The organism is Colwellia sp. MB02u-6 (assembly GCF_014077095.1).
In the GTDB taxonomy this organism is placed as follows: domain Bacteria; phylum Pseudomonadota; class Gammaproteobacteria; order Enterobacterales; family Alteromonadaceae; genus Cognaticolwellia.
Map to the genome: position 1 here is coordinate 65,906 of NZ_JACGVG010000025.1, position 19,874 is coordinate 85,779.

Sequence of the window (19,874 nt, forward strand, 5' to 3'; positions counted from 1 at the left end):
GTGTTTTAACTATGTTATCAAATTTCTTTTCTAAAAATGTAGTCAGTGTTGAAAGCCAAAAGGCTATTAATGTTTTTCTTGAAGCTTACCGCTCCGATATTTTCCCTCAAGGACCCCTCATTATTGCTCAGGCTGTCACTATGGTTATAGCTAAAAAAACTATCCTGATCAAAATGTCACTACCGTTTCCATGTGACGGTGAACTACATGATATTGCAGAACAATTGACAGAAATAGTGCAGCAACCAGTTAATTTTGATGTTGAATATCATGTTGAGCCGGTTAGAGAACACAGCATTAAAGGTATAAAAAATATCATTGCAATTGCTTCTGGTAAAGGCGGTGTGGGTAAATCAACCACCGCGGTTAATTTAGCTTATGGTTTAATTGCCGAAGGATGTAACGTCGGTATTTTAGATGCAGACATTTACGGTCCCTCGGTGCCTACCATGTTGGGTCTAAAAGGCGCAAAGCCGAGTTCAAATGACGGTAAATTGATCACACCACTTGAGGCTAAAGGGTTAAGTGCTATGTCAATTGGCTTCTTAGTGGATGATGCCAACGCTACCGTGTGGCGAGGCCCAATGGCGAGTCGGGCTTTTTCGCAATTACTCAATGAAACTGACTGGCCTGACTTAGACTATCTGATTGTTGATATGCCTCCGGGCACGGGTGATATTCAATTAACTTTAGCGCAGCAAGTACCGGTAGCAGGCGCTGTGGTGATCACTACGCCGCAAGATATTGCCTTAGCTGATGCCATTAAAGGTATGGCGATGTTTGAGCAAGTAAAGCTGCCTGTACTCGGTATTATTGAAAATATGAGTTATCACCAGTGTGAAAACTGTGGTCATCAATCGCACTTATTTGGTGATGGTGGTGGCAAGCGCATCGCTAATGAGGCAAAAACAGAATTACTCGGACAACTCCCCCTCGACATTCGTATTCGAGAAGACGCTGATAACGGTAGTTGTGTAATAAATGAAAATAGCACTGGAGAAGTGGCGCTGCTGTATCGTAGTATAGCGCGCAAAGTTGCTGCGCAATTATACTATCAACTAGATATGCGCAGCCCAACAACCGCAAAAGTGCTAGTTGAATAAAGTAAAACCAAGACCATTTTAAGATACAAAACGAATACCAAGTTATTTTCGTCGACATAATAGCAATTAAAATTGTTCTCGCTACGCGCTGAATTGATTAACTTAATTGCTATAACAACTGAGTTTAAGAAGAATAATCATGAGATTAAGTGACAAAGATATAGAAGAAAGCCTTCGCAAAGGACAGATCGGGATCTCGCCAGCGCCAGATAGCAGTATGATTTCTGGGGTCAGTGTTGATATTCGCTTAGGTAATGAATTTCGCGTCTTTCAAGATCACACGGCGCCTTATATCGACTTAAGCGGCCCAAAAGACGAAATGCAAAAAGCGATGAATGCTGTCATGAGCGAGGAAATTTATATTCCAGATGGCGAAGCTTTTTTTCTGCATCCGGGAGAGTTAGCATTGGCTGTTACTTATGAGTCAGTAACCTTACCAGACAATATCGTTGGCTGGTTAGATGGTCGTTCATCATTGGCACGTTTAGGCCTCATGGTGCATGTTACTGCTCATCGAATTGATCCCGGTTGGTCAGGTCAAATAGTGTTAGAGTTTTATAATAGCGGCAAATTACCTTTGGCATTGCGCCCAAAAATGAAAATTGCCGCGCTTAACTTTGAAACCATGTCGTCAAGTGCCGAACGTCCTTACAACAAACGTGAGGATGCAAAATATAAAGATCAAATGGGCGCTGTTGCCAGCCGCATTAGTCAAGATGAGAGTCATAATTAGTAAAAATTTGAAAATGTTAATACTAACAAAAAGCCAACGAGATCATCGTTGGCTTTTTGGTTTTAATTATTCGCACTTAATCTTTTAAATTTTAATTCGACTTACGCTAACGGCTGAGTTGGAGAAGAATAATCGTTAGCTAGCATTAACTAGGGGTTTTTGCATAGCTTCAGCGCGGTTATTTACTTTTGAAATACAAAAATTTAATGCCGCAATTAACTTATCACGGCTATGAAAGTGACTAACAGTGTCACTACATAGCTCATGATGATAAACATCTATACGTGTTGATGTGATGCTAGCATCGTGACATATCGCGCTATCAATTGGCAGACAACCGACGTTTTCTTCAATCCAGACTAATTTTTCATCTAATGACAACGCAGCAGCAGGGCTATTTTCAGCGACGATATTATCAATGAACACGCGATGAGCATTGGTTTGGTTTAATGCATTACTAATATCACGCACTAGTAAGGGGGGTATAACACTGGTCAAAAAACTGCCCGGTCCTAAAATAACCAAATCGGCATTTAATATGGCCTCTACACAACTGGGCAAGGTTTTAACTAACGGCGCTAACATTAAATTTTTTGGCATCTCTGACATATTATCCACTGATACTTCACCGATGCGGCAGCGGCCTTTTGAATAAAATGCCATTAAATCTGTTGGGGTTTCAGACATAGGCAATACGGGTGTTTTAACTCTTAATAACCGTCGAACAAGCTTAATAGAATCAAGCGGGCGCGAGTGTATTTCTCCTAGACCATAAAGAATTAAGTTACCTAGGTTATGGCCACCGAGTTCATCATTACCATCGAAGCGGAAATCGAACAGTTGACTGCCGACCGATTTCTCATCAACTAACTGAGTTAGACAATTGCGTAAGTCGCCCCAAGCGATTGAACTACTGCGTTTTCTTAAACGGCCAGTAGAGCCACCATTATCGGTGGTGGTAACGATACCGGTCAGTTGATTTCCTAAAAATGACAGCGTAGAAAGTACACGCCCTAAACCGTGGCCACCGCCAATCGCAACAACATTGAGTTCTTTTAGCTGCATATAACTATTATTTTTTTAATTGATGATCAACCATAACGCTTTATTTACTATAAATAAAGTAACTCGCTATAGTTTATAACGCTTTTAGCGGAAATTATCAGTAACAACAGCGCTGTTATTTTAACACCAGTAAATTATATAAAATATCGGGCTTATAAATAGTTGATAAGGCAAAATTTAGTCAACTTGTACTATAAGTAATCAGTTAGATGAAATCTTTTAAATAAATGGCCTAATATTTAAAATAAGGGTTGACAGTATCTTGGTCGCTGCTTAGAATGCGCCTCGCTTTCAACGAGTAACTTGATTACTTATTGAGAGAAGAATTAGGGTAAGTATTAGGCCACTTATTTTATTTCGATGTGGGGCTATAGCTCAGCTGGGAGAGCGCTTCGCTGGCAGTGAAGAGGTCTGCGGTTCGATCCCGCATAGCTCCACCAATAATATTATTCTTCATTTGTGCTGATAACGTAAATGAAAAATAGTTAAAAAGATAATGTAGTTGGATATACCGCGAGGTTGTCGGACTACAGAAGCAAAGTAGTTTATATTTTGTTTTATCGTTTTAGTGTCCTTATCGTCTAGAGGCCTAGGACACCGCCCTTTCACGGCGGTAACAGGGGTTCGAATCCCCTTAGGGATGCCACTTCTTCGGAAGACTTCTACGGAAGTAAAAAAGAAAATGAGTTCGTGTTTTATTACACAAATAAGAAATATATAATCTAAATCATAAGTTCACTAGGCTAGAGCTTTCTACGATTTTATTATACTAAGTGTTTCGAGTTTATAATGTGTCCTTATCGTCTAGAGGCCTAGGACACCGCCCTTTCACGGCGGTAACAGGGGTTCGAATCCCCTTAGGGATGCCACTCATTTTTAGTTAGACAAGTTTACTGGTAAGTGTTTTTTTGACACATACTATAGAATATGTAGCGTTACTATAAGTTCACTAGGCTAGAGCTTTATACAGTAAAATTATATTTAAGTGTTCTATTGGTATTTATGTGTCCCTATCGTCTAGAGGCCTAGGACACCGCCCTTTCACGGCGGTAACAGGGGTTCGAATCCCCTTAGGGATGCCACCATTAACTTAGATTGATAAATTTTTTATAATATTTAACAATCAACTACAAAACATGAAATCGTTATCGAACGGTTATCATAATTTTTAGTGTCCTTATCGTCTAGAGGCCTAGGACACCGCCCTTTCACGGCGGTAACAGGGGTTCGAATCCCCTTAGGGATGCCACTTATTATTTTACTTTTAGTCAAAATAAGCAGTGCTTAAAAGTGAAATAAAAAAACCGACTCATGTCGGTTTTTTTATGCCTAAAATTTATTAACTATCGAATACCCAATATCAAGTCACTGGTACTCATGTTATGAGTTTACATTTCCAGTGTTTATTCTCATTGAATCATGCCCATTAAAACAAGTAATTGACCAACGTGGTATAAATGCAGCAGATCTAAATGTTTTTAAACCTCTACACCTTCCTTGGTCACTCTGTCCTTCCTGTAAAAAACAATAAAATAATTTACAGGGAAAAAATAAAGACAGCAGTAGGAGAAATAAAATATCAGCTGCTCTGTTGCTCTTAAATTTTTTACGCCGCTACTCGTTCCTTCCTTATTCATTCCTGCTCGTAAAAATAAAAAAATGCAGGGCAGGGAGAAAAGAAGAAGTAAAAACGTTATTGGGATTGATTGCACATGCTTATGGTTGCTGATTAAACATAAGTACCTGCATCGACGTCAAAGGCTTTTAATGCCGTGAGCCATGTTTTAGAGGGATGTGAGTCATTAGTGTCATGTAGCAGCAGTTACCGAGCTGGCTATGGACTGAGATGTAAGGAGCAGTTCACTCCTTGAATTTGCATAATTAACCTTATTGAACTTTAATCAACAAGGTTAATTATTGGGTATGCGACCCAAGGGGGTAATTCACTCGTAGGCCGCATACTTATTTCTATTACGCTTGTTAATTAAACTCAAGCTTTCTTCAGCAAATCCAACACCAGCCTCGTTATAAAAGTTAAACACTTTGTCTACGCCAAAGCTTTCAAGGGTAATCAATTCATCATCATAACGGGCAATAGCGGCGATCTTGCCCTGATAATTAGTGCGCCTTATTTGCGCGGTTATATTCTTAATGTCTTGTACAGAAGGTAGTGCTAACAGTGTGAGTTCAATCTTACTCAGATCAATTTTTTCCCAAAAGTCAGCATCTTCAGCATCACCCAGGTAGGTGTGAATACCGTTTTCATTTAACCATTTTACTTTGTCTTTATCTGTGTCTAAGCCCCAAACTTGATTGTCTATCTGAGCACTCAAGGCTCTATAAGCGCCGATACCAACACGGCCCATGCCAATAATTGCAATGGGTGCTTCGCAAGGTTGAACAAAATCATCTTCGACTAAACGATTTTTACTTTCAAAGCGCTTAAATTTTTCTTTATTATTGGCAAAGTAATCATGGGCAAAGTTATAAAGTACATTAGTAATAATAAAGGACAATGCCACTGCTAATGACAATATCACTAGCCACTCGGAAGATAGCCAGCCTGCTTCAGTGCTAAGTGCGGCAATAATAAGACCAAATTCACTATAATTACTTAAGGCTAACGCTGATAAAAATGCGGTTCTACCACGGAGATTAAGTTTGACTAAAATAAAGAAAAACAGTAAAAATTTAACGGGTAGTAATAAAGTTAATACTGACGCTATAGCTAGCATCTCTAGTGTGGGTAGGGCAGTAAAGCCAATCGATAAGAAAAAACCAATCAAGAATAAATCTTTAAAACTCAGTAATGACTTATTTATTTCACTGGCTTTGCTATGAGAAGCTAAATACATACCCGCTAAAAGCGCACCTAAGTCGCCCTTAATTTGAACTAATTCAAATAACTCATAAGCACCGAAAGCGATAAAAAAGCCCATTAATGGAATAAGTTCGCCATGGCCTACCTGACTAATGACTTTGTTAATATAGGATTTTAATGGTATGAAAAGCAATAACAAGCCCGCCCAAGGGCTAGGTAGTTCACCTGTGGCAACAACAAGAAATATCACCGCAATGACGTCTTGCATCACTAATATGCCAATTGCCAGTTTACCATGGCGGGCGCGCATTTCACCGTGCTCTTGCATAAGTTTAACCACGCATACCGTACTACTAAAGCTTAATGAAAATACGATGAGTGCTGATGTAGTGAGACTTAAGCCACTAACAAAAGGAAGAGTAATAAGCGCGATGGTTTTTAACAGTACGAGTCCAATTAATAACCATAAAACACTGTGGCTTAGACTGCCCAACCAAACTTCTGGCTTGAGTAAGTCTTTTATATTGAGTTTCAGGCCAATGGTAAATAGCATCAAGGTGATGCCAATATCGGCTAATACGCTGACCATGCCATCGGCTTCATAGCCTAAAAAGAGTAAGATAAATCCGGCCGACAAATAGCCGATTGAGGGTGGTAGAGCCACTAATTTTGTCAATAAACCACAAATAAAAGCAAAACCGATCCAAATAAATTCCATGTTAAATTAAGGCTCCAGTGTCATTATTTCATTAAGTTGCTGTTCAACATAGTCAGCGATAATTGGCTGTGCTTGCGCGTTAGGGTGAATACCGTCTGCTTGCATAAGTGCTTTATCAGTGGCAACGATTTCCATAAAAAAGGGCAGTAAGGTGATATTGCTAGTATTGGCGACATCTTCAAAAATTTGCTCAAACATTTCATTGTATCTTGGTCCATAATTTGGCGTTATTTTTATCTTAATCATTGAAACTTTTATATTTTTATCTTGCGCTAGCTTGACCATTTGTAACAAGTTATTTTTAATGACTTTCGGTGAATAACCACGTAAACCATCATTTCCACCTAGTTCAATTAGTAACAAGTCAATTTTTTCATTCGCCAAAATACCTGCTAGCCGAGATAATCCACCACTCGTCGTTTCACCACTAACACTGGCATTTATTATTGTGTAAGCTTGTTTTTGTTTGGTAAGTTTTTGATTAAGTAAGTGCACCCAGCCTTGTGTGGGTTTCATCCCATAACTTGCACTGATACTATCACCTAACAGTAAAATATTGCGGGTGGGTGTGATACTAATGCTGTTATCAACCGTATTGACCTGTTTGTTTTGTGCAGCAGTATTTGCTGTAGAAATAAAAAATAAGCTAATAAATAATATAAAAAGTGGATAATTTTTCATGCATGTAAATTCCGAGAGTATTCTAAGCGTTAAAGACCTAACTAAATCAGTGCAAGTTGAAGATAAAACGCTAGTTTTGCTTCAACCACTTAATTTAACTGTTGCCGCGGGCGAATCAATTGCCATTGTCGGTTCGTCTGGCTCAGGTAAAACGACATTATTATCGATTTTAGCGGGTTTAGATTTACCAAGTTCCGGACAAGTGTATCTTAAAAACCAGCCCTTACACCAGTTTAATGAAGAGCAGCGTAGTCAAGTTCGTGCGCAGCATGTGGGATTTATTTTTCAACAATTTTTGTTAATTAACAGCTTAACTGCGCTTGAAAATGTGATGTTGCCAGCCGAGTTAGCCAATATGCCTGATGCGCAAGCACGCGGCGAAGCTTTACTGGCGCAAGTAGGTTTGGCTGACAGAATGGAACATTACCCTTCTCAGCTCTCTGGCGGTGAACAACAGCGGGTAGCTATTGCACGGGCATTTATTGCTAAGCCAGATATTTTATTCGCTGATGAACCCACGGGCAATCTAGACAGTAAGACGGGCCAACATATTATTGACTTAATATTCGATTTGAATGTTAAAGAGGGTACCACCTTAGTGTTGGTGACTCACGATGCTAAATTAGCGGCAAGATGCCAGCGGCAAGTTGAAATGGACAGTGGTGCTTTAACTGAACCCTTGATTGAGACCGCATTAGCAAACACAGATGAAAATCAGGCTGATAGCCAAACCACAAGCCATGATGATCTTGAAAGCAAAACTTCAGTTTCACAAGTAGGTTAACGATGAGTATTGTTAAAGAAAAAGCATCAAGCATGTGGTTTACTCAATCACTACGCTTATTACATCATGAGCTTCGCCGTGGTGAACTGACCATTATATTTATCGCTATCATGCTTGCCGTTGCGACAGTGTTTTCACTGACCGGATTTTCTGGCCAAATTAAGTATGCCATAGTGGCAAATAGCACCAATACTATAGGCGCCGATCGTGTACTGCGTATGTCGTCAGAAGTTGACACTAGCATCATCGAGAAAAGTCAGACATTAGCACTACAATATGCCCGGAAAATTGAAACTGAGTCGATGGCGTTTGCGGGCGACAATATGTTACTCAGTGAACTCGATGCGGTATCTGATACTTACCCTTTGCGCGGTGAACTTAGAATTAAAACCTCGCTGACGCAAATCGCGAGTGTTGTTGCCAATGCCCCTAAACTAGGCACAGTTTGGGTTGAGCCCAGTGTGTTAAGTCGCTTGAATGTTAATATTGGCGAAGTGATTGAGATAGGTGTTGCACAACTCATTATTGCCGGTATTGTTACTGATATTCCTGATCGTTCATACCGCGCCTTTATCGCCGGGCCAACAGTTATTTTAAATATTGCCGATATGCCCAAAACTGAGCTTATTCAGCCTGGCAGTCGTATTACCTATAAGTACTTATTTGCCGGTGAAACCCAGGCTATTGAAAGCTTTGAAAAATGGATTAAACCACAAATCAATGAATCACAACGTTGGTATGATGCCAAAGCAGCACAAAATCGTTTATCAAGAATATTAGACACCGCGGAGAAGTTTCTTTCGCTAGCAAGCATGTTAGGCATTGTCTTAGCGGCTGTTGCGGTGGCTGTGGCCAGTCGTCGTTATGGTCAACGTCATCAGCCTAACGTGTCAATATTTAAAGCCCTAGGTGCATCAATTTCGCATGTTAGAAAACTTTATTGCCTGCATTGGACCTTATTGAGTTGTTTAAGTATCGCAGCAGGATTAGTGGTGGGTTATGGTTTGATGCTACTGGGTGCTAATGCTATTGCGAGTTATTTATCATTGGCTGATGCACCGCTGACTTTTGTGCCTTTTTTAACGGCGATATTTACCGGTTTATTATGTGCCATTGCTTTTGCTATTCACCCGATTATGACCTTAGTAAAAAGCTCACCCTTAAATGTTATTCGTGGTTTTAGCCAAGAAAAAGTCGCGCGCTTTGGCTGGTATCAGTTACCGCCTTTATTGGCGTTATTTTTATTACTGTTGGTTTTCAGTCAAGACTTAGTGATGAGCGCTGCGTTGTTATTCGGTGGTGTTGTTGTCTCTTTTATCTTGTTGTTGTTTGGCCGTGGCTTAATGAGCGCAGGCCGCAGTGTCGGCACTAAAGCGGGAAAGTCTTGGCATTTGGCCTTAGCAAACTTAAAACGCCGAGCTAGTGAAAATAGCGTACAACTGGTCAGTTTTACTATCGCTATAATGTTGTTGTTATTGATCACAGTAATGAAAAGCTCAATATTATTAGAATGGGAGCAACAGTTTCCTGATGATACGCCCAATCATTACCTGATCAATATCACTCAAGATCAAATTCAGCCTTTAAAAACCTTTGTTGAAGAAAAGAATATTGCCAATCAAGGCTTCTATCATATCTACCGTGGTCGTTTATCCGCTATAAACGGTGTAAAGACTGTCGATAAAGATGATGACAGTCAAGTGAAAAACGTTGAAAAAACTGATGACACTGAAAAACAACAAGCTAAGAAAACTAAGCAGCAAGAAACTCGGCAAGGTATGGGCCGTGAACTTGGCTTAACCTGGCGTACTGAGTTACCGGATGAAAATGAAATTATTGCTGGCCAGTGGTGGCAAGTTAGCGACGAAACACCTCAAGTGTCAATTGAAAGTAACATAGCAGAACGCTTGGCAGTTAAATTAGGTGATGAGCTAACTTTCACACTCGGCTCGGATGAATTTACCGTGCCTGTGACTAGCATTCGTCAGGTAAATTGGCAAAGTCGGCAGTTAAACTTCATTATGGTTTTTAACCAGAGTGTACTTGAGCAATTTCCGACGACATCTATTTCAGCTTGGTCAATATCAGATGATAACCGAGACATGGTTTATCGCTTTTTGGCCAACTTTCCCACTATTACGGTAATGGACTTTGCTGCCATTATGGCGCAGCTCAATGGCATTATTGAGCAAGTGACGGTGGCAATTCAGCTGATCCTGATTTTGGTCGTACTTGCCGGTAGTTTAGTGTTAATAGCGCAAGTACAAGCCAGTATGGAAGAAAGAGAGCGCGAACTAGCGATATTGAGAACATTGGGGGCTAAAGGCAGCTTACTGCGTAATAGCGTGTTATATGAATTCGTAGCACTAGGGGCTATTGCTGGACTCATGGCAAGTGTTGGTATGGAAATAGCGGTTTATATTTTGCAAAGCCAAGTATTTAATATGTCAGGCAGTTTTCACTTTCAGTATTGGTTAGTAGGTATTGGCGCAGGCGCATTCTTTGTTGGCTTAATTGGTATGCTCAGTTGTTGGCGTTTACTAAAATTGTCGAGCGTTACCTTAATCCGGCGAACCATGTAACTTTCTCGACTGATAAAAACTATATCGCTTTTAATACTAGCGGCCATGCTATGAAATCGCGTATAGTTTTAATAGCTTATACTATATTAGATAACCAACTGGGTTTAAAAAATGGCTTTACAAGGCAAGTCCGAAGGCGCGGTGAAATTTTTATTGGTTACCGCGGCATTATTTGTTGTGCTAGCGGGGATAAAAACCGCAGCGACATTACTAGTACCGTTTTTATTATCAGCGTTTATTGCCATTATTTGTAACCCATTAGTGGTGATGGCGGCGCGCTATAAAATTCCCAAACCGATAGCGGTTATCTTTGTTATTGGTATCTTTGTTTCTATTGCGCTGTCATTGGCCGGGCTTGTGGGTAACTCGTTAAACGAGTTATCCCAACTTATTCCCGTTTATCGCGCGCAACTTCAAGAACAGTTTATTTGGTTAACCCAACAACTTAATGACTACAACATTACCATATCGTCAGAATTACTCATTGAATACTTTGATCCCGCTGCAGCCATGGGCTTAGCAGCTAATATGCTCAGCGGTTTGGGCAGCGTTATGGCTAATTTATTTTTAATCATAATTACGGTTATTTTTATGTTGTTTGAAGCGTCATCGGTACCGCGTAAATTACATTTAGCGCTTGACGATCCGCAAGCTCGCTTAAAGCAAATTGACCGATTTTTATCCTCAGTAAATAATTATATTGCGATTAAAACCTTGGTGAGTATTGCTACCGGCATTTGTGTTTCATTAATGTTGTGGGTGTTTGGTTTAGACTTTTTCTTACTGTGGGGAGTGTTGGCCTTTTTACTGAACTATATTCCCAATATTGGCTCAATTATCGCAGCCGTACCGGCAATGTCGCTAGCTGTTTTGCAATTAGGCCCAGCGGCAGCAGGTTTTATTGGTTTAGGCTATTTAACTATAAACACGGTAATGGGTAATGTGGTTGAACCGCGTTATTTGGGTCGAGGCCTTGGGCTATCAACCCTAGTGGTATTTATTTCATTAATATTTTGGGGCTGGTTATTAGGCACAGTGGGCATGCTATTGTCAGTACCTTTGACCATGATCATTAAAATAGCCTTAGAAAACTCTGCAGAAGGCAGTTGGTTTGCGGTGTTACTATCGGGTGATGAAGAGTTGGAAGAGACTTAAGCAAGTAAAAGGTGGCGATAAGCTACCTTTTCTAGTTTATAGCACTTTAAAAGCTTAACGTTAAATCCTAACTTATTGGCTCATAACGTTCTAAAATTATAGGATTTTTAGCTTACCATATGATTCTTAAATAGCTCTGTAGCTAATTATTAGTCCATTATTAGTCAATTAATAACAGCCATACAAAAAAGCTCACAATTGATGGCGAATATTAAAAATCAACAAGATAACAATCACAGCCCCAAGCTATCGGCAATGCTTTAGCAAGTGGCTATAGCATTGAAGGGGCCAAGTGCCCATGTTTAAATTAACTGGGTTTTTGACCAACCTTAAAATAACCGGTTGAAAGAAATTGCACCGTTTCATTGCGCTTTTTACCAATTAAGATTGCTCCGTCATCCATAAACAGAAAATTCTTCCAGCAACGTTGAAATACTGCCCAAGTGGTTTCAATAACGTTATCTCGTGAACTACAATAATAAACCACGGTATTATTATCCCATTTTAGGTGCGCTAAAATGATCTCGGGTAATAAACATGCTTCACTATCCCAAATATTTTCCCATTTACCGTTATCAAGCCAAGATGCCGCATTTTCTGGCCAGTCACCTTTTTTAAAAAAGTCTGGGTGATCAACTTGTTTACTGATGGCGCCATCCCAAAGTACTTTGGCACGAGTACTGATCATAGGTTTAATTTTTGTTTTGTCGCTATCGCTAATAGGTAAGCTTTTATGCTTAAAGATCCAAGCGTTTTTTAATTCGTCAATTGAGGTGTAATTCATAAAGATTATATTTGTAGCTTCAATTTTAGTAGAACAAGAACAACTAGTATCTCATTAATTTGCTTAAAATTGCAGGTTATAAAATGAAAAAATACAGTTAAAGTTACTGATTAGAGCGATTCGCTGGTTTTGTATTAGTTCACATGGGCCATTTGTCTATTAACGTTTTAGCTATACTCACCAGTATTGCTAAATTTATAATGGCTGTTTATTTAACAATATATCAACCGTGGTGATGGTTTTTATTCTGATGCATTACTTTACGTGACTATGCAGATAGTTCAGGACTGAAATCGAGGGTATATATAAACACACAGTATAGGCAAAGATGGTCATTAATAGGCTAGAAGCAAGCTTTAAGCTTGGCAAAAAAATTTTAGTACAGCAATGATTGCTGAAAATAATAGGCAATCGACAAGACTAGTTTTAAAAAAATTAGAACAGCTATCCAAAATCTTTTACAGGGTCGAGTCAGGCTTCTCACTCTACGCGAATGACAGGGCATTGAAATTGTAATAAATTACAGGTGACTTTTTTCGAACCATTAGTTGCATAGGGCCTTTTAACAGATTTTGTTATAGGGCCCTAAATATACTGATTATTAGCAGCTTGTTGAGCTTTATCGTTTGTTAGACTTAAAGTAATATTAATGAATTTTCTGCTGGATAATTTTAAATTGTGGGCTGTTTTGTTCTTGTTCATGACAAATACTTAATAAATCTTCAATCAAACAAGAAAGTGCACGACGTTCAATTTGCTGGATTAATGCTTGCTGCTCGCCAGTGAGCATGTGGTACATAGTCGCGGCGCCAAAATCGCCAAAAATAATATTAGCGTTTTCATCAAACAAGGTATTATGCGCGTATAAATCACCATGAGATACTTGATTTGCATGCAAATGTTCAAACACGTCTTCCATTTGCAACACTATTTTATCAATTTGACTAACACTTAAGGTAAAGCCTTCTGGAAAAGTATCACGGGTACAGCTTTTAAAGCTTGGCGGTAAACCCAAATTTTTAAAATTAGCCGGTATTAAGTTCATGATTAAGGCTAAATAGTCTTCCTCATTGACTTGTGCTAAAGAACGGACAAGGTTTTGATGATCGCCGACTTTTAAACAGGCCTGTAATTCGTCTTCTGGGTAGCCATCACTGGTTACTTTGCCTTTAAAAACTTTCACCGCAACATTATCTGGGAATACTGATGGACTATCAGTCCAAGTGGCACTTGAAATAACGCCTGAAGCACCTTGTCCCAGTACCTTTTTTAAGGTAAAACTTGCTGAGGACAGTGATGGAACTGATGCAATCTTGAGGTTAGCAAAGCTAAAAGGATTACCGGAAAAGGCCAGCCATGCAAGTTTAGGTAATCTCAGTAATTGCTCGGGACATTCAGTTAAATTATTCGCTGATATACGCACTAACTCAAGGTTACTTGACTGCGCTAGTGTTAAGGGTAGTTTGGTTAACCTATTGCCTGCTAATGCTAGTTTTTGTAATTTTGGCCGTTCGCCCAAAGCGTCAGGCAAGGTTTCAAGGCAGTTGTCGGTCAAGATTAACCAACGTAAATTCTTTGGTAAGGAGTTAGCAGGCACCTGCTCAATTTGATTTGATTTAAAACCAACCATTTCTAGGTTTTCACAGCGCCCAAGCACTTCAGGTAATACTTGGAAGCGATTGTTTGAAGCAAAAATTATTTGAAGTTTTGTTAGCTTAATTAACGCCTTGGGTAGCGAGGTTAATTGATTGTCAGATAAATCTAGAATTTCCAAGCTATCTGCTAATGACAGAATTTCTAATGGGAATGAGCTTAAGTTTTCAGATAACTTTAAACGCTTAATACCCCTGAGTTTGCCAGATTTTAACTGAGATAGCGTATGCATTTATTAATCCATTGTTAGTGTTATTTTTAGTAAATGAAAACTTAGGATGTCATAAAGTGGTATGACATCGCTAAGACATAAAAAAACCTAAGCAGCTTATTTAAAGGCTTTTCAGGCTTATCGAGGGTTAATTAACCTCATACATTGTTGGTTACTAGCGTTAAGCCAGTGACACCTTGTGTCTTGTACGTAAGTATTTACCACAACCTAGTCTAATATAGATGATCTTAAAGGAAACCCTTAGACTTATCAATATCAATGAGGAAGTATCACAGCGGCTATAAAGCAAATGAAATCAGATGATTGGAACGCAGCAATTAACATTTAAAGCACAAAAACTATTTGTGAACCTTAAGCTTACAATTGATGCAGAGTCATTTATTATTAAAAATGAATAGAAGATAAAGCCTAGTTTGAAAAGTCAGATAATATTAAGCTTACATTTGTAGATTTAGATTTAGATAGTGATAGAAAAGAGTGGCTTAATGACGATAGTTCACTGCGTGCTAGTAATCAGATGATATTTTGTTTGTGGAAGCAACGGCTACATTGGAAAAGTTACCAAACGCGCTCAGAGGCACAGCAAGACATATGGAATTACATAACGATGTGGTACAACAGCTATTGACTTCATTTGTACTTGGATTACCACAGTCCAAATTATTTTGAGTTAATTAACGTAGAATTTAAAATGGTTCCTTGACTATGGTATCTGAATTTAGTTGACCATGCCATTATGTTTGTGTACGTTATGTTTCAAATAGCCGAAAACTGACAGTTACGGCTTAGTTTGAAAGGGTTACTACTGGCACATTCGAGACATTAAACTGTGGAGTAAAATACTATTTTAGATTAGGTTTTTACCAAAATTTTTGCTTAAAGATCTTGTCATGTTTTTTGTTACGGCAATTTGATTAGTTAGCGATTTGTTCTTATCTTAAATAAACACCGTCATGTATTATTATTAAAAAACACCAAGATTATGAAAGACATACAGTTATTGTTGATTTTGAAAGGTGAAATACTCACCAACTTTTAAAGGTGTTCAATTAGAGAAGGATACTAGGGATGGATACTAGCAGCTTTACCGCTTTACTCTACAATGCAGCGCTCTTAATTTCTTTAGGCGTTATTTACGATGCTCTGAATCTAGAATCTATCAAGAATAAAACCGTACGTGATTTAATATCCGGATTACTTGTCGGTATACTCGGTCTGGCAGTTATGAATACTTCATGGGAGTTGTCTCCTGGACTGTTCTTTGACACACGCTGGGTCCTTATCAGCCTTTGTGGTTTATTTTTTGGATTGGTACCAACCCTGATTGCCGCTGCTATGATGGTAAGCTTAAGGCTTTATATTGGTGGGGCAGGAGCGTTAGTAGGCTCCTTAGTTGTCATTATTCCTGGTTGCTTGGGTTATTTGTTAGCCTATACTTTGAAACAAAAAAAACTGACGCTTGATTGGTTAAAGTTATACGCATTCGGTATGCTGATTCAAATAGCAGTACTGTTTTGTATGCTTCTATTGCCCGAGCATGTGCGTTATCAAGTCATAAACGCGATTATGGCGCCCTTAATCTTCATTTTCCCCGTTTGTACTATGTTAGTGGGCTTGGTACTAATGCGCCAACAAGATCGCCGTAAATCCGCACAGGACCTGATTGAAAGTCAAAAACTGTTAAACCGCGAGCAAAGTATGTTGAGAGGCTTGATTGATTCATTACCTGATTTAATATCCTTTAAAGATGCTAAAGGACGTTACCTAGGCTGTAATCAGGTTTTTGAGAGGTACGTTGGTCTGACAGAGCAAGAGCTTAAGGGGAAAGTGGATCAAGAGCTCACGGGAGGTTTTAAAACCACAGTTAATGCAGGTCTTAATGAGCAAGAAATTATTGCTAGTGGAAAATTATATAGTCAAGATGAGTGGGTTGTTTATCCTGACGGAGCCAAGGTATTTCATGAAACTATCAAGAAAACCTTTGATGGTTTAGATGGTACTCGTTACGGTTTAATGAGTGTTAGCAGAGATATTACAGAACGTAAAAGTTATGAAGAGCAAATTAAACAACTTGCTTTTTACGATCCGCTAACTGGGCTTCCTAACCGTAGAATGTTGCAAGACAGATTGCAAATCATGATGGCAGCTAATTCTCGTGACGAACGATTTAGCGGACTTTTTTTTATCGATCTTGATCACTTTAAAATCCTTAATGATACCCAAGGCCATAATATGGGCGATCAGTTACTCATTGCTGTTGCCGCTAGAATGAAAGAGACTCTTCGAGAGGGAGACCTTGTGGCTCGATTAGGGGGAGATGAGTTTGTTGCCATCATTGACAACCTTGGTGATGATGACGTGACTGCAAGTCATCTTGCCGATAGAATGGCTCAAAAAATACGACTGTCTATTTGTAAACCTTATAAATTATCTACCAAAGAAAATTTAGCCGGCAAAAATGAAATGATTTTTTACTGCACGCCCAGTATCGGCATCAGTATATTCAAATCAAATTTAACCTGTCAGGATGAGGTTCTAAAGCAAGCTGACGTTGCTATGTACCAGGCAAAAGCGGCAGGTAGAAACACCATTCGTTTTTTCGATCCTGCCATGCAGATTGCATTAGAAAAAAACACTGCTATTCTAGCTGACCTTCGCCAAGCAATAGATAATGATGAGCTTGAATTGCATTATCAAATTCAGATAGATGAAATTAAAGGCATTCAAGGTGCGGAAGTTTTGTTACGCTGGTTTCACCCAATACGAGGAATGGTTTCGCCACTTGACTTTATTTCTTTGGCAGAGGGGAGCGGCTTAATCATTCCAATAGGGTGTTGGGTTTTGAAGACTGCTTGTCAGCAACTTAAAGTATGGGAAAATACCCCTAACCGAGAGCATTGGCAGATATCGGTCAATGTTAGTGCCTTACAATTTCAACAAGACGATTTTGTGAACGTTGTAAAAGATATCATCTCTTCAAAGAACATAAATCCGCGCTGTTTAAAACTGGAATTAACCGAAAGCATGGTGTTGGAGAATGTTGATATTATCATTGACAAAATGCGACAACTTAATCAACTCGGCATTGAGTTTTCTTTGGATGATTTTGGCACAGGATACTCTTCTCTTTCATGTCTGAAACTATTACCACTGAAGCAATTAAAAATAGATCAATCTTTTGTTCGTGATATCACAACAGATCCTAATGATGCTGCAATCATACAAACAATTATTAACCTAGCTAGTAGCCTAAACTATGATGTAATAGCCGAAGGTGTTGAAACCGATGAGCAGCGCCAGTTTTTGTTTAATAATGGGTGTAGTCAGTACCAAGGTTTCTTGTTTAGTCGTCCAGTGCCTATTACAGAGTTTGAGGAATTAGTTTGTTCCAATCCATTTAATTTTTCTCCAACTCTATACTATGAGGCGATAAAGCAGTAAAGATGACCAATAAACGCCGAATGAAATTAATAAGACACCCATAAATTAACAAAAGAAATTAATAAGACACCCATAAATTAACAAGACACCCATGATAACGAGCAGCCTAAAAATTAACAAGACACCCATGATAAGACACCCAAAATTAACAAGACACCCATGATAACGAGCAGCCCAAAAAATAGTTTTGCGATTTATTACGATGGGTGTGATCTTCCCTCGCTTTAACGGACATCAAAATCTAACTATAGATGAGGTGTTCTATGCCCAAGTACAACAATCCAAGGCGAATGTTGACCAAGTCAATTCACACAAAAAAGGTATCTGGTTTACACTATTCATGCAAGATTAATGACTTTTTTATTTATCGATTTATTGACAATAAGCTTTGTAAAACTAATCGAACTACTAGAGTATTCCAATGAAAATTAAATCCTTATTTTTTTTAGTATTCCCAATATTAATAGCGTGTGATGGTGGCAGTAGTAGTGAGATTAGTATCGAAGTGGTTATCTCAAATGGAAAACTACAATGCCAAGATAATGCCATCCCTATTAGCACGACTAAAGGTTATCTAACTGATTCTGGGATATCAGTTAAGTCCGAAAAATGCGGAATTCATAAAGGGATTGATTTTCCCGCTGTTTGCTCTGGGGAAACAGGGCAGGTCCATATTTTCACTATTAATAAAAAAGATTTAAATGAGGCTGAAAATCTTGGATTTATTGAAAGCTCAACTTTCGAAGAAGGTTTTGAATTAGTAGAGTGTGACAGTTTATAAAAATTACAATTAAAAGCGGTGTCAAATCATCCTGAGTTACAATAAGTTGCACGGTAAAAATGTGAAGTTGATTCAATCAATAATGCTCTTCTAAAAATAGCTTATAAATTGGACTATAATAATTAATTGGATTGCTAACTGATAAAGATTATACGCTCTTCAATAAACTTTGACTGAAAAAAACTTATAAAAACTTATCAGGCCACCCATAATAGCATGGTTATATTTCCATCACTAAGCTAGACTTAATTTACCTTGATTAAGTCTGGTGATTATTATGCCTAAGCCTCGCTCACAACAAATTAGTTTATTAGATACGCCCTTTTATCACATTTGCAGTCGCACAGTACGAAAAGCATTTTTGTGTGGGGTAGATAAGGAAACAGGCGCTAGTTATGAGCATAGACGGACATGGATTGAAAAACGTATTTTTCAATTAGCGCAGGTATTTGCTATCGATATCTGTGCATATGCTGTAATGCATAATCACTTACATATCGTATTACATGTTGCTAGTGAGCAAGCGAAAAAGTGGTCAACTGCAGAGGTACTTCAGCGTTGGCACCAGCTATTCAACGGCACATTATTAACACAAAAATATCAAAATAAACAACCGCTTGATAAATTTCAACTGGCCATGGTTGAAAGCACTGCTGATATTTATAAAAAACGTTTAATTGATATCAGTTGGTTTATGCGCTCGCTTAACGAACCCATAGCCCGACAAGCTAACCGAGAGGATAAGTGTACAGGGCACTTCTGGGAAGGGCGATTTAAATCTCAAGCACTGCTTGATGAGGGCGCTTTACTGTCGTGCATGGCTTATGTTGATTTAAACCCCGTACGCGCAGGTATTGCCGCTACGCCAGAGCAATCAGATTTCACTAGTATTCAGTTACGGATAAAAGCCGCGATAAAAGGTGAGCAACCTGCGTCGTTAATGCCATTTACGGGCAATGAACATCAACATAAAACAACAGGTATTCGCTTTAGCCTCGCCGACTACTTATCACTTGTTGATGAAACTGGCCGTGTTCTTCGCGAAGATAAGCGTGGAGCCATTAACCCCAAAACAGCGAATATACTTGTTAGGTTACACATAAGTAATGAAAGTTGGTTAAAACTCACCTCAGATTTTGAAGGTATATTTACGGGAGCAGTCGGTACAGCAGAGCATTTGTGTGAATTTAGTGAACATGTTGGCTTACAACGAACACATGGGTTAGCAAATGCTCAAGCCTGTTTGAATAGCGCTTAATATTCCTTATTAATTAGTTGACATTTATGATTACTTTAGGGTAATAAAATAAACTCGAATAAAATTCAATGCGTTGACGCAGA

General features: G+C 38.8%; 13 protein-coding genes, 5 tRNA genes and 1 pseudogene. 14 read left to right on the forward strand and 5 right to left on the reverse strand.

Annotated elements, in window-relative coordinates; genetic code table 11:
• The first annotated feature begins 11 nt into the window (after nucleotides 1–11).
• Both apbC and dcd read left to right on the forward strand, forming a co-directional pair.
• The gene (apbC, locus tag H4J46_RS01675) at nucleotides 12–1,103 is read left to right on the forward strand and encodes an iron-sulfur cluster carrier protein ApbC (RefSeq protein WP_182231851.1); all 1,092 of its coding nucleotides are present in this window, start codon (nucleotides 12–14) and stop codon (nucleotides 1,101–1,103) included.
• Nucleotides 1,104–1,242: 139 nt separating this feature from the next.
• Nucleotides 1,243–1,836, forward strand: a complete 594-nt coding sequence (gene dcd / locus H4J46_RS01680; protein ID WP_182231852.1) for a dCTP deaminase — start codon at nucleotides 1,243–1,245, stop codon at nucleotides 1,834–1,836.
• Nucleotides 1,837–1,971: 135 nt separating this feature from the next.
• Here dcd and yvcK read toward each other — a convergent pair whose 3' ends face one another.
• Nucleotides 1,972–2,901, reverse strand: a complete 930-nt coding sequence (gene yvcK / locus H4J46_RS01685; RefSeq protein WP_182231853.1) for a uridine diphosphate-N-acetylglucosamine-binding protein YvcK — start codon at nucleotides 2,899–2,901, stop codon at nucleotides 1,972–1,974.
• Between the two features lie 364 nt (nucleotides 2,902–3,265).
• Here yvcK and H4J46_RS01690 point away from each other — a divergent pair.
• The 5 genes from H4J46_RS01690 (at nucleotide 3,266) to H4J46_RS01710 (ending at nucleotide 4,150) form a co-directional block, all read left to right on the forward strand.
• A tRNA-Ala gene (locus H4J46_RS01690) sits at nucleotides 3,266–3,341 on the forward strand.
• A 130-nt stretch (nucleotides 3,342–3,471) separates the two neighbouring features.
• Nucleotides 3,472–3,547, forward strand: a tRNA-Glu gene (locus H4J46_RS01695).
• A 147-nt stretch (nucleotides 3,548–3,694) separates the two neighbouring features.
• Nucleotides 3,695–3,770: transfer RNA gene (locus H4J46_RS01700), tRNA-Glu, on the forward strand.
• A 137-nt stretch (nucleotides 3,771–3,907) separates the two neighbouring features.
• Nucleotides 3,908–3,983, forward strand: a tRNA-Glu gene (locus H4J46_RS01705).
• A 91-nt stretch (nucleotides 3,984–4,074) separates the two neighbouring features.
• Nucleotides 4,075–4,150 (forward strand) — tRNA-Glu (locus H4J46_RS01710).
• Nucleotides 4,151–4,844: 694 nt separating this feature from the next.
• On the opposite strand, the gene H4J46_RS01715 is transcribed toward H4J46_RS01710, so the two are convergent.
• Together H4J46_RS01715 and H4J46_RS01720 are read right to left on the reverse strand one after the other, a co-directional pair.
• Nucleotides 4,845–6,440: a cation:proton antiporter family protein gene (locus H4J46_RS01715; protein WP_182231854.1), complete on the reverse strand. Its 1,596-nt coding sequence runs from the start codon at nucleotides 6,438–6,440 to the stop codon at nucleotides 4,845–4,847.
• 6 nt (nucleotides 6,441–6,446) lie between these two features.
• Complete coding sequence (locus tag H4J46_RS01720; protein ID WP_182231855.1) at nucleotides 6,447–7,121, reverse strand: arylesterase; 675 nt, start codon at nucleotides 7,119–7,121, stop codon at nucleotides 6,447–6,449.
• Between H4J46_RS01720 and H4J46_RS01725 the strand changes: the two genes are divergently transcribed.
• From H4J46_RS01725 to H4J46_RS01735, 3 genes are all read left to right on the forward strand, one after another.
• A complete protein-coding gene (locus H4J46_RS01725; protein ID WP_182231856.1) occupies nucleotides 7,120–7,905 on the forward strand; it encodes an ABC transporter ATP-binding protein in 786 nt (261 codons plus the stop codon). The genes H4J46_RS01720 and H4J46_RS01725 overlap by 2 nt on opposite strands.
• Nucleotides 7,906–7,907: 2 nt before the next feature.
• Nucleotides 7,908–10,487, forward strand: coding sequence for an ABC transporter permease (locus H4J46_RS01730; RefSeq protein ID WP_259365647.1), 2,580 nt, complete (start codon nucleotides 7,908–7,910; stop codon nucleotides 10,485–10,487).
• 111 nt (nucleotides 10,488–10,598) lie between these two features.
• On the forward strand, nucleotides 10,599–11,642 hold the full coding sequence (locus tag H4J46_RS01735) for an AI-2E family transporter (RefSeq protein WP_182231857.1): 1,044 nt from the start codon (nucleotides 10,599–10,601) through the stop codon (nucleotides 11,640–11,642).
• Nucleotides 11,643–11,949: 307 nt separating this feature from the next.
• Here the strand turns inward: H4J46_RS01735 and H4J46_RS01740 are convergent, their stop codons facing one another.
• The gene (locus H4J46_RS01740) at nucleotides 11,950–12,426 is read right to left on the reverse strand and encodes a DUF2947 family protein (RefSeq protein ID WP_182231858.1); all 477 of its coding nucleotides are present in this window, start codon (nucleotides 12,424–12,426) and stop codon (nucleotides 11,950–11,952) included.
• Between the two features lie 646 nt (nucleotides 12,427–13,072).
• Nucleotides 13,073–14,311 carry a leucine-rich repeat-containing protein kinase family protein gene (locus H4J46_RS01745; RefSeq protein WP_182231859.1) on the reverse strand — a complete coding sequence of 413 codons (1,239 nt, stop codon included), beginning with the start codon at nucleotides 14,309–14,311 and terminating at the stop codon, nucleotides 13,073–13,075.
• Between the two features lie 529 nt (nucleotides 14,312–14,840).
• On the opposite strand from H4J46_RS01745, the pseudogene H4J46_RS17615 reads away from it, so the two are divergent.
• The 4 genes and pseudogenes from H4J46_RS17615 to H4J46_RS01760 all read left to right on the forward strand — a co-directional run.
• Nucleotides 14,841–15,014 (forward strand): annotated as a pseudogene (locus H4J46_RS17615) (IS3 family transposase); the annotation flags it as partial.
• A 365-nt stretch (nucleotides 15,015–15,379) separates the two neighbouring features.
• Nucleotides 15,380–17,752: a bifunctional diguanylate cyclase/phosphodiesterase gene (locus H4J46_RS01750; RefSeq protein WP_182231860.1), complete on the forward strand. Its 2,373-nt coding sequence runs from the start codon at nucleotides 15,380–15,382 to the stop codon at nucleotides 17,750–17,752.
• 421 nt (nucleotides 17,753–18,173) lie between these two features.
• The gene (locus tag H4J46_RS01755) at nucleotides 18,174–18,533 is read left to right on the forward strand and encodes a hypothetical protein (protein ID WP_182189677.1); all 360 of its coding nucleotides are present in this window, start codon (nucleotides 18,174–18,176) and stop codon (nucleotides 18,531–18,533) included.
• A gap of 277 nt (nucleotides 18,534–18,810) precedes the next feature.
• Nucleotides 18,811–19,791, forward strand: coding sequence for a transposase (locus H4J46_RS01760; protein WP_182231861.1), 981 nt, complete (start codon nucleotides 18,811–18,813; stop codon nucleotides 19,789–19,791).
• Nucleotides 19,792–19,874: the final 83 nt, after the last annotated feature.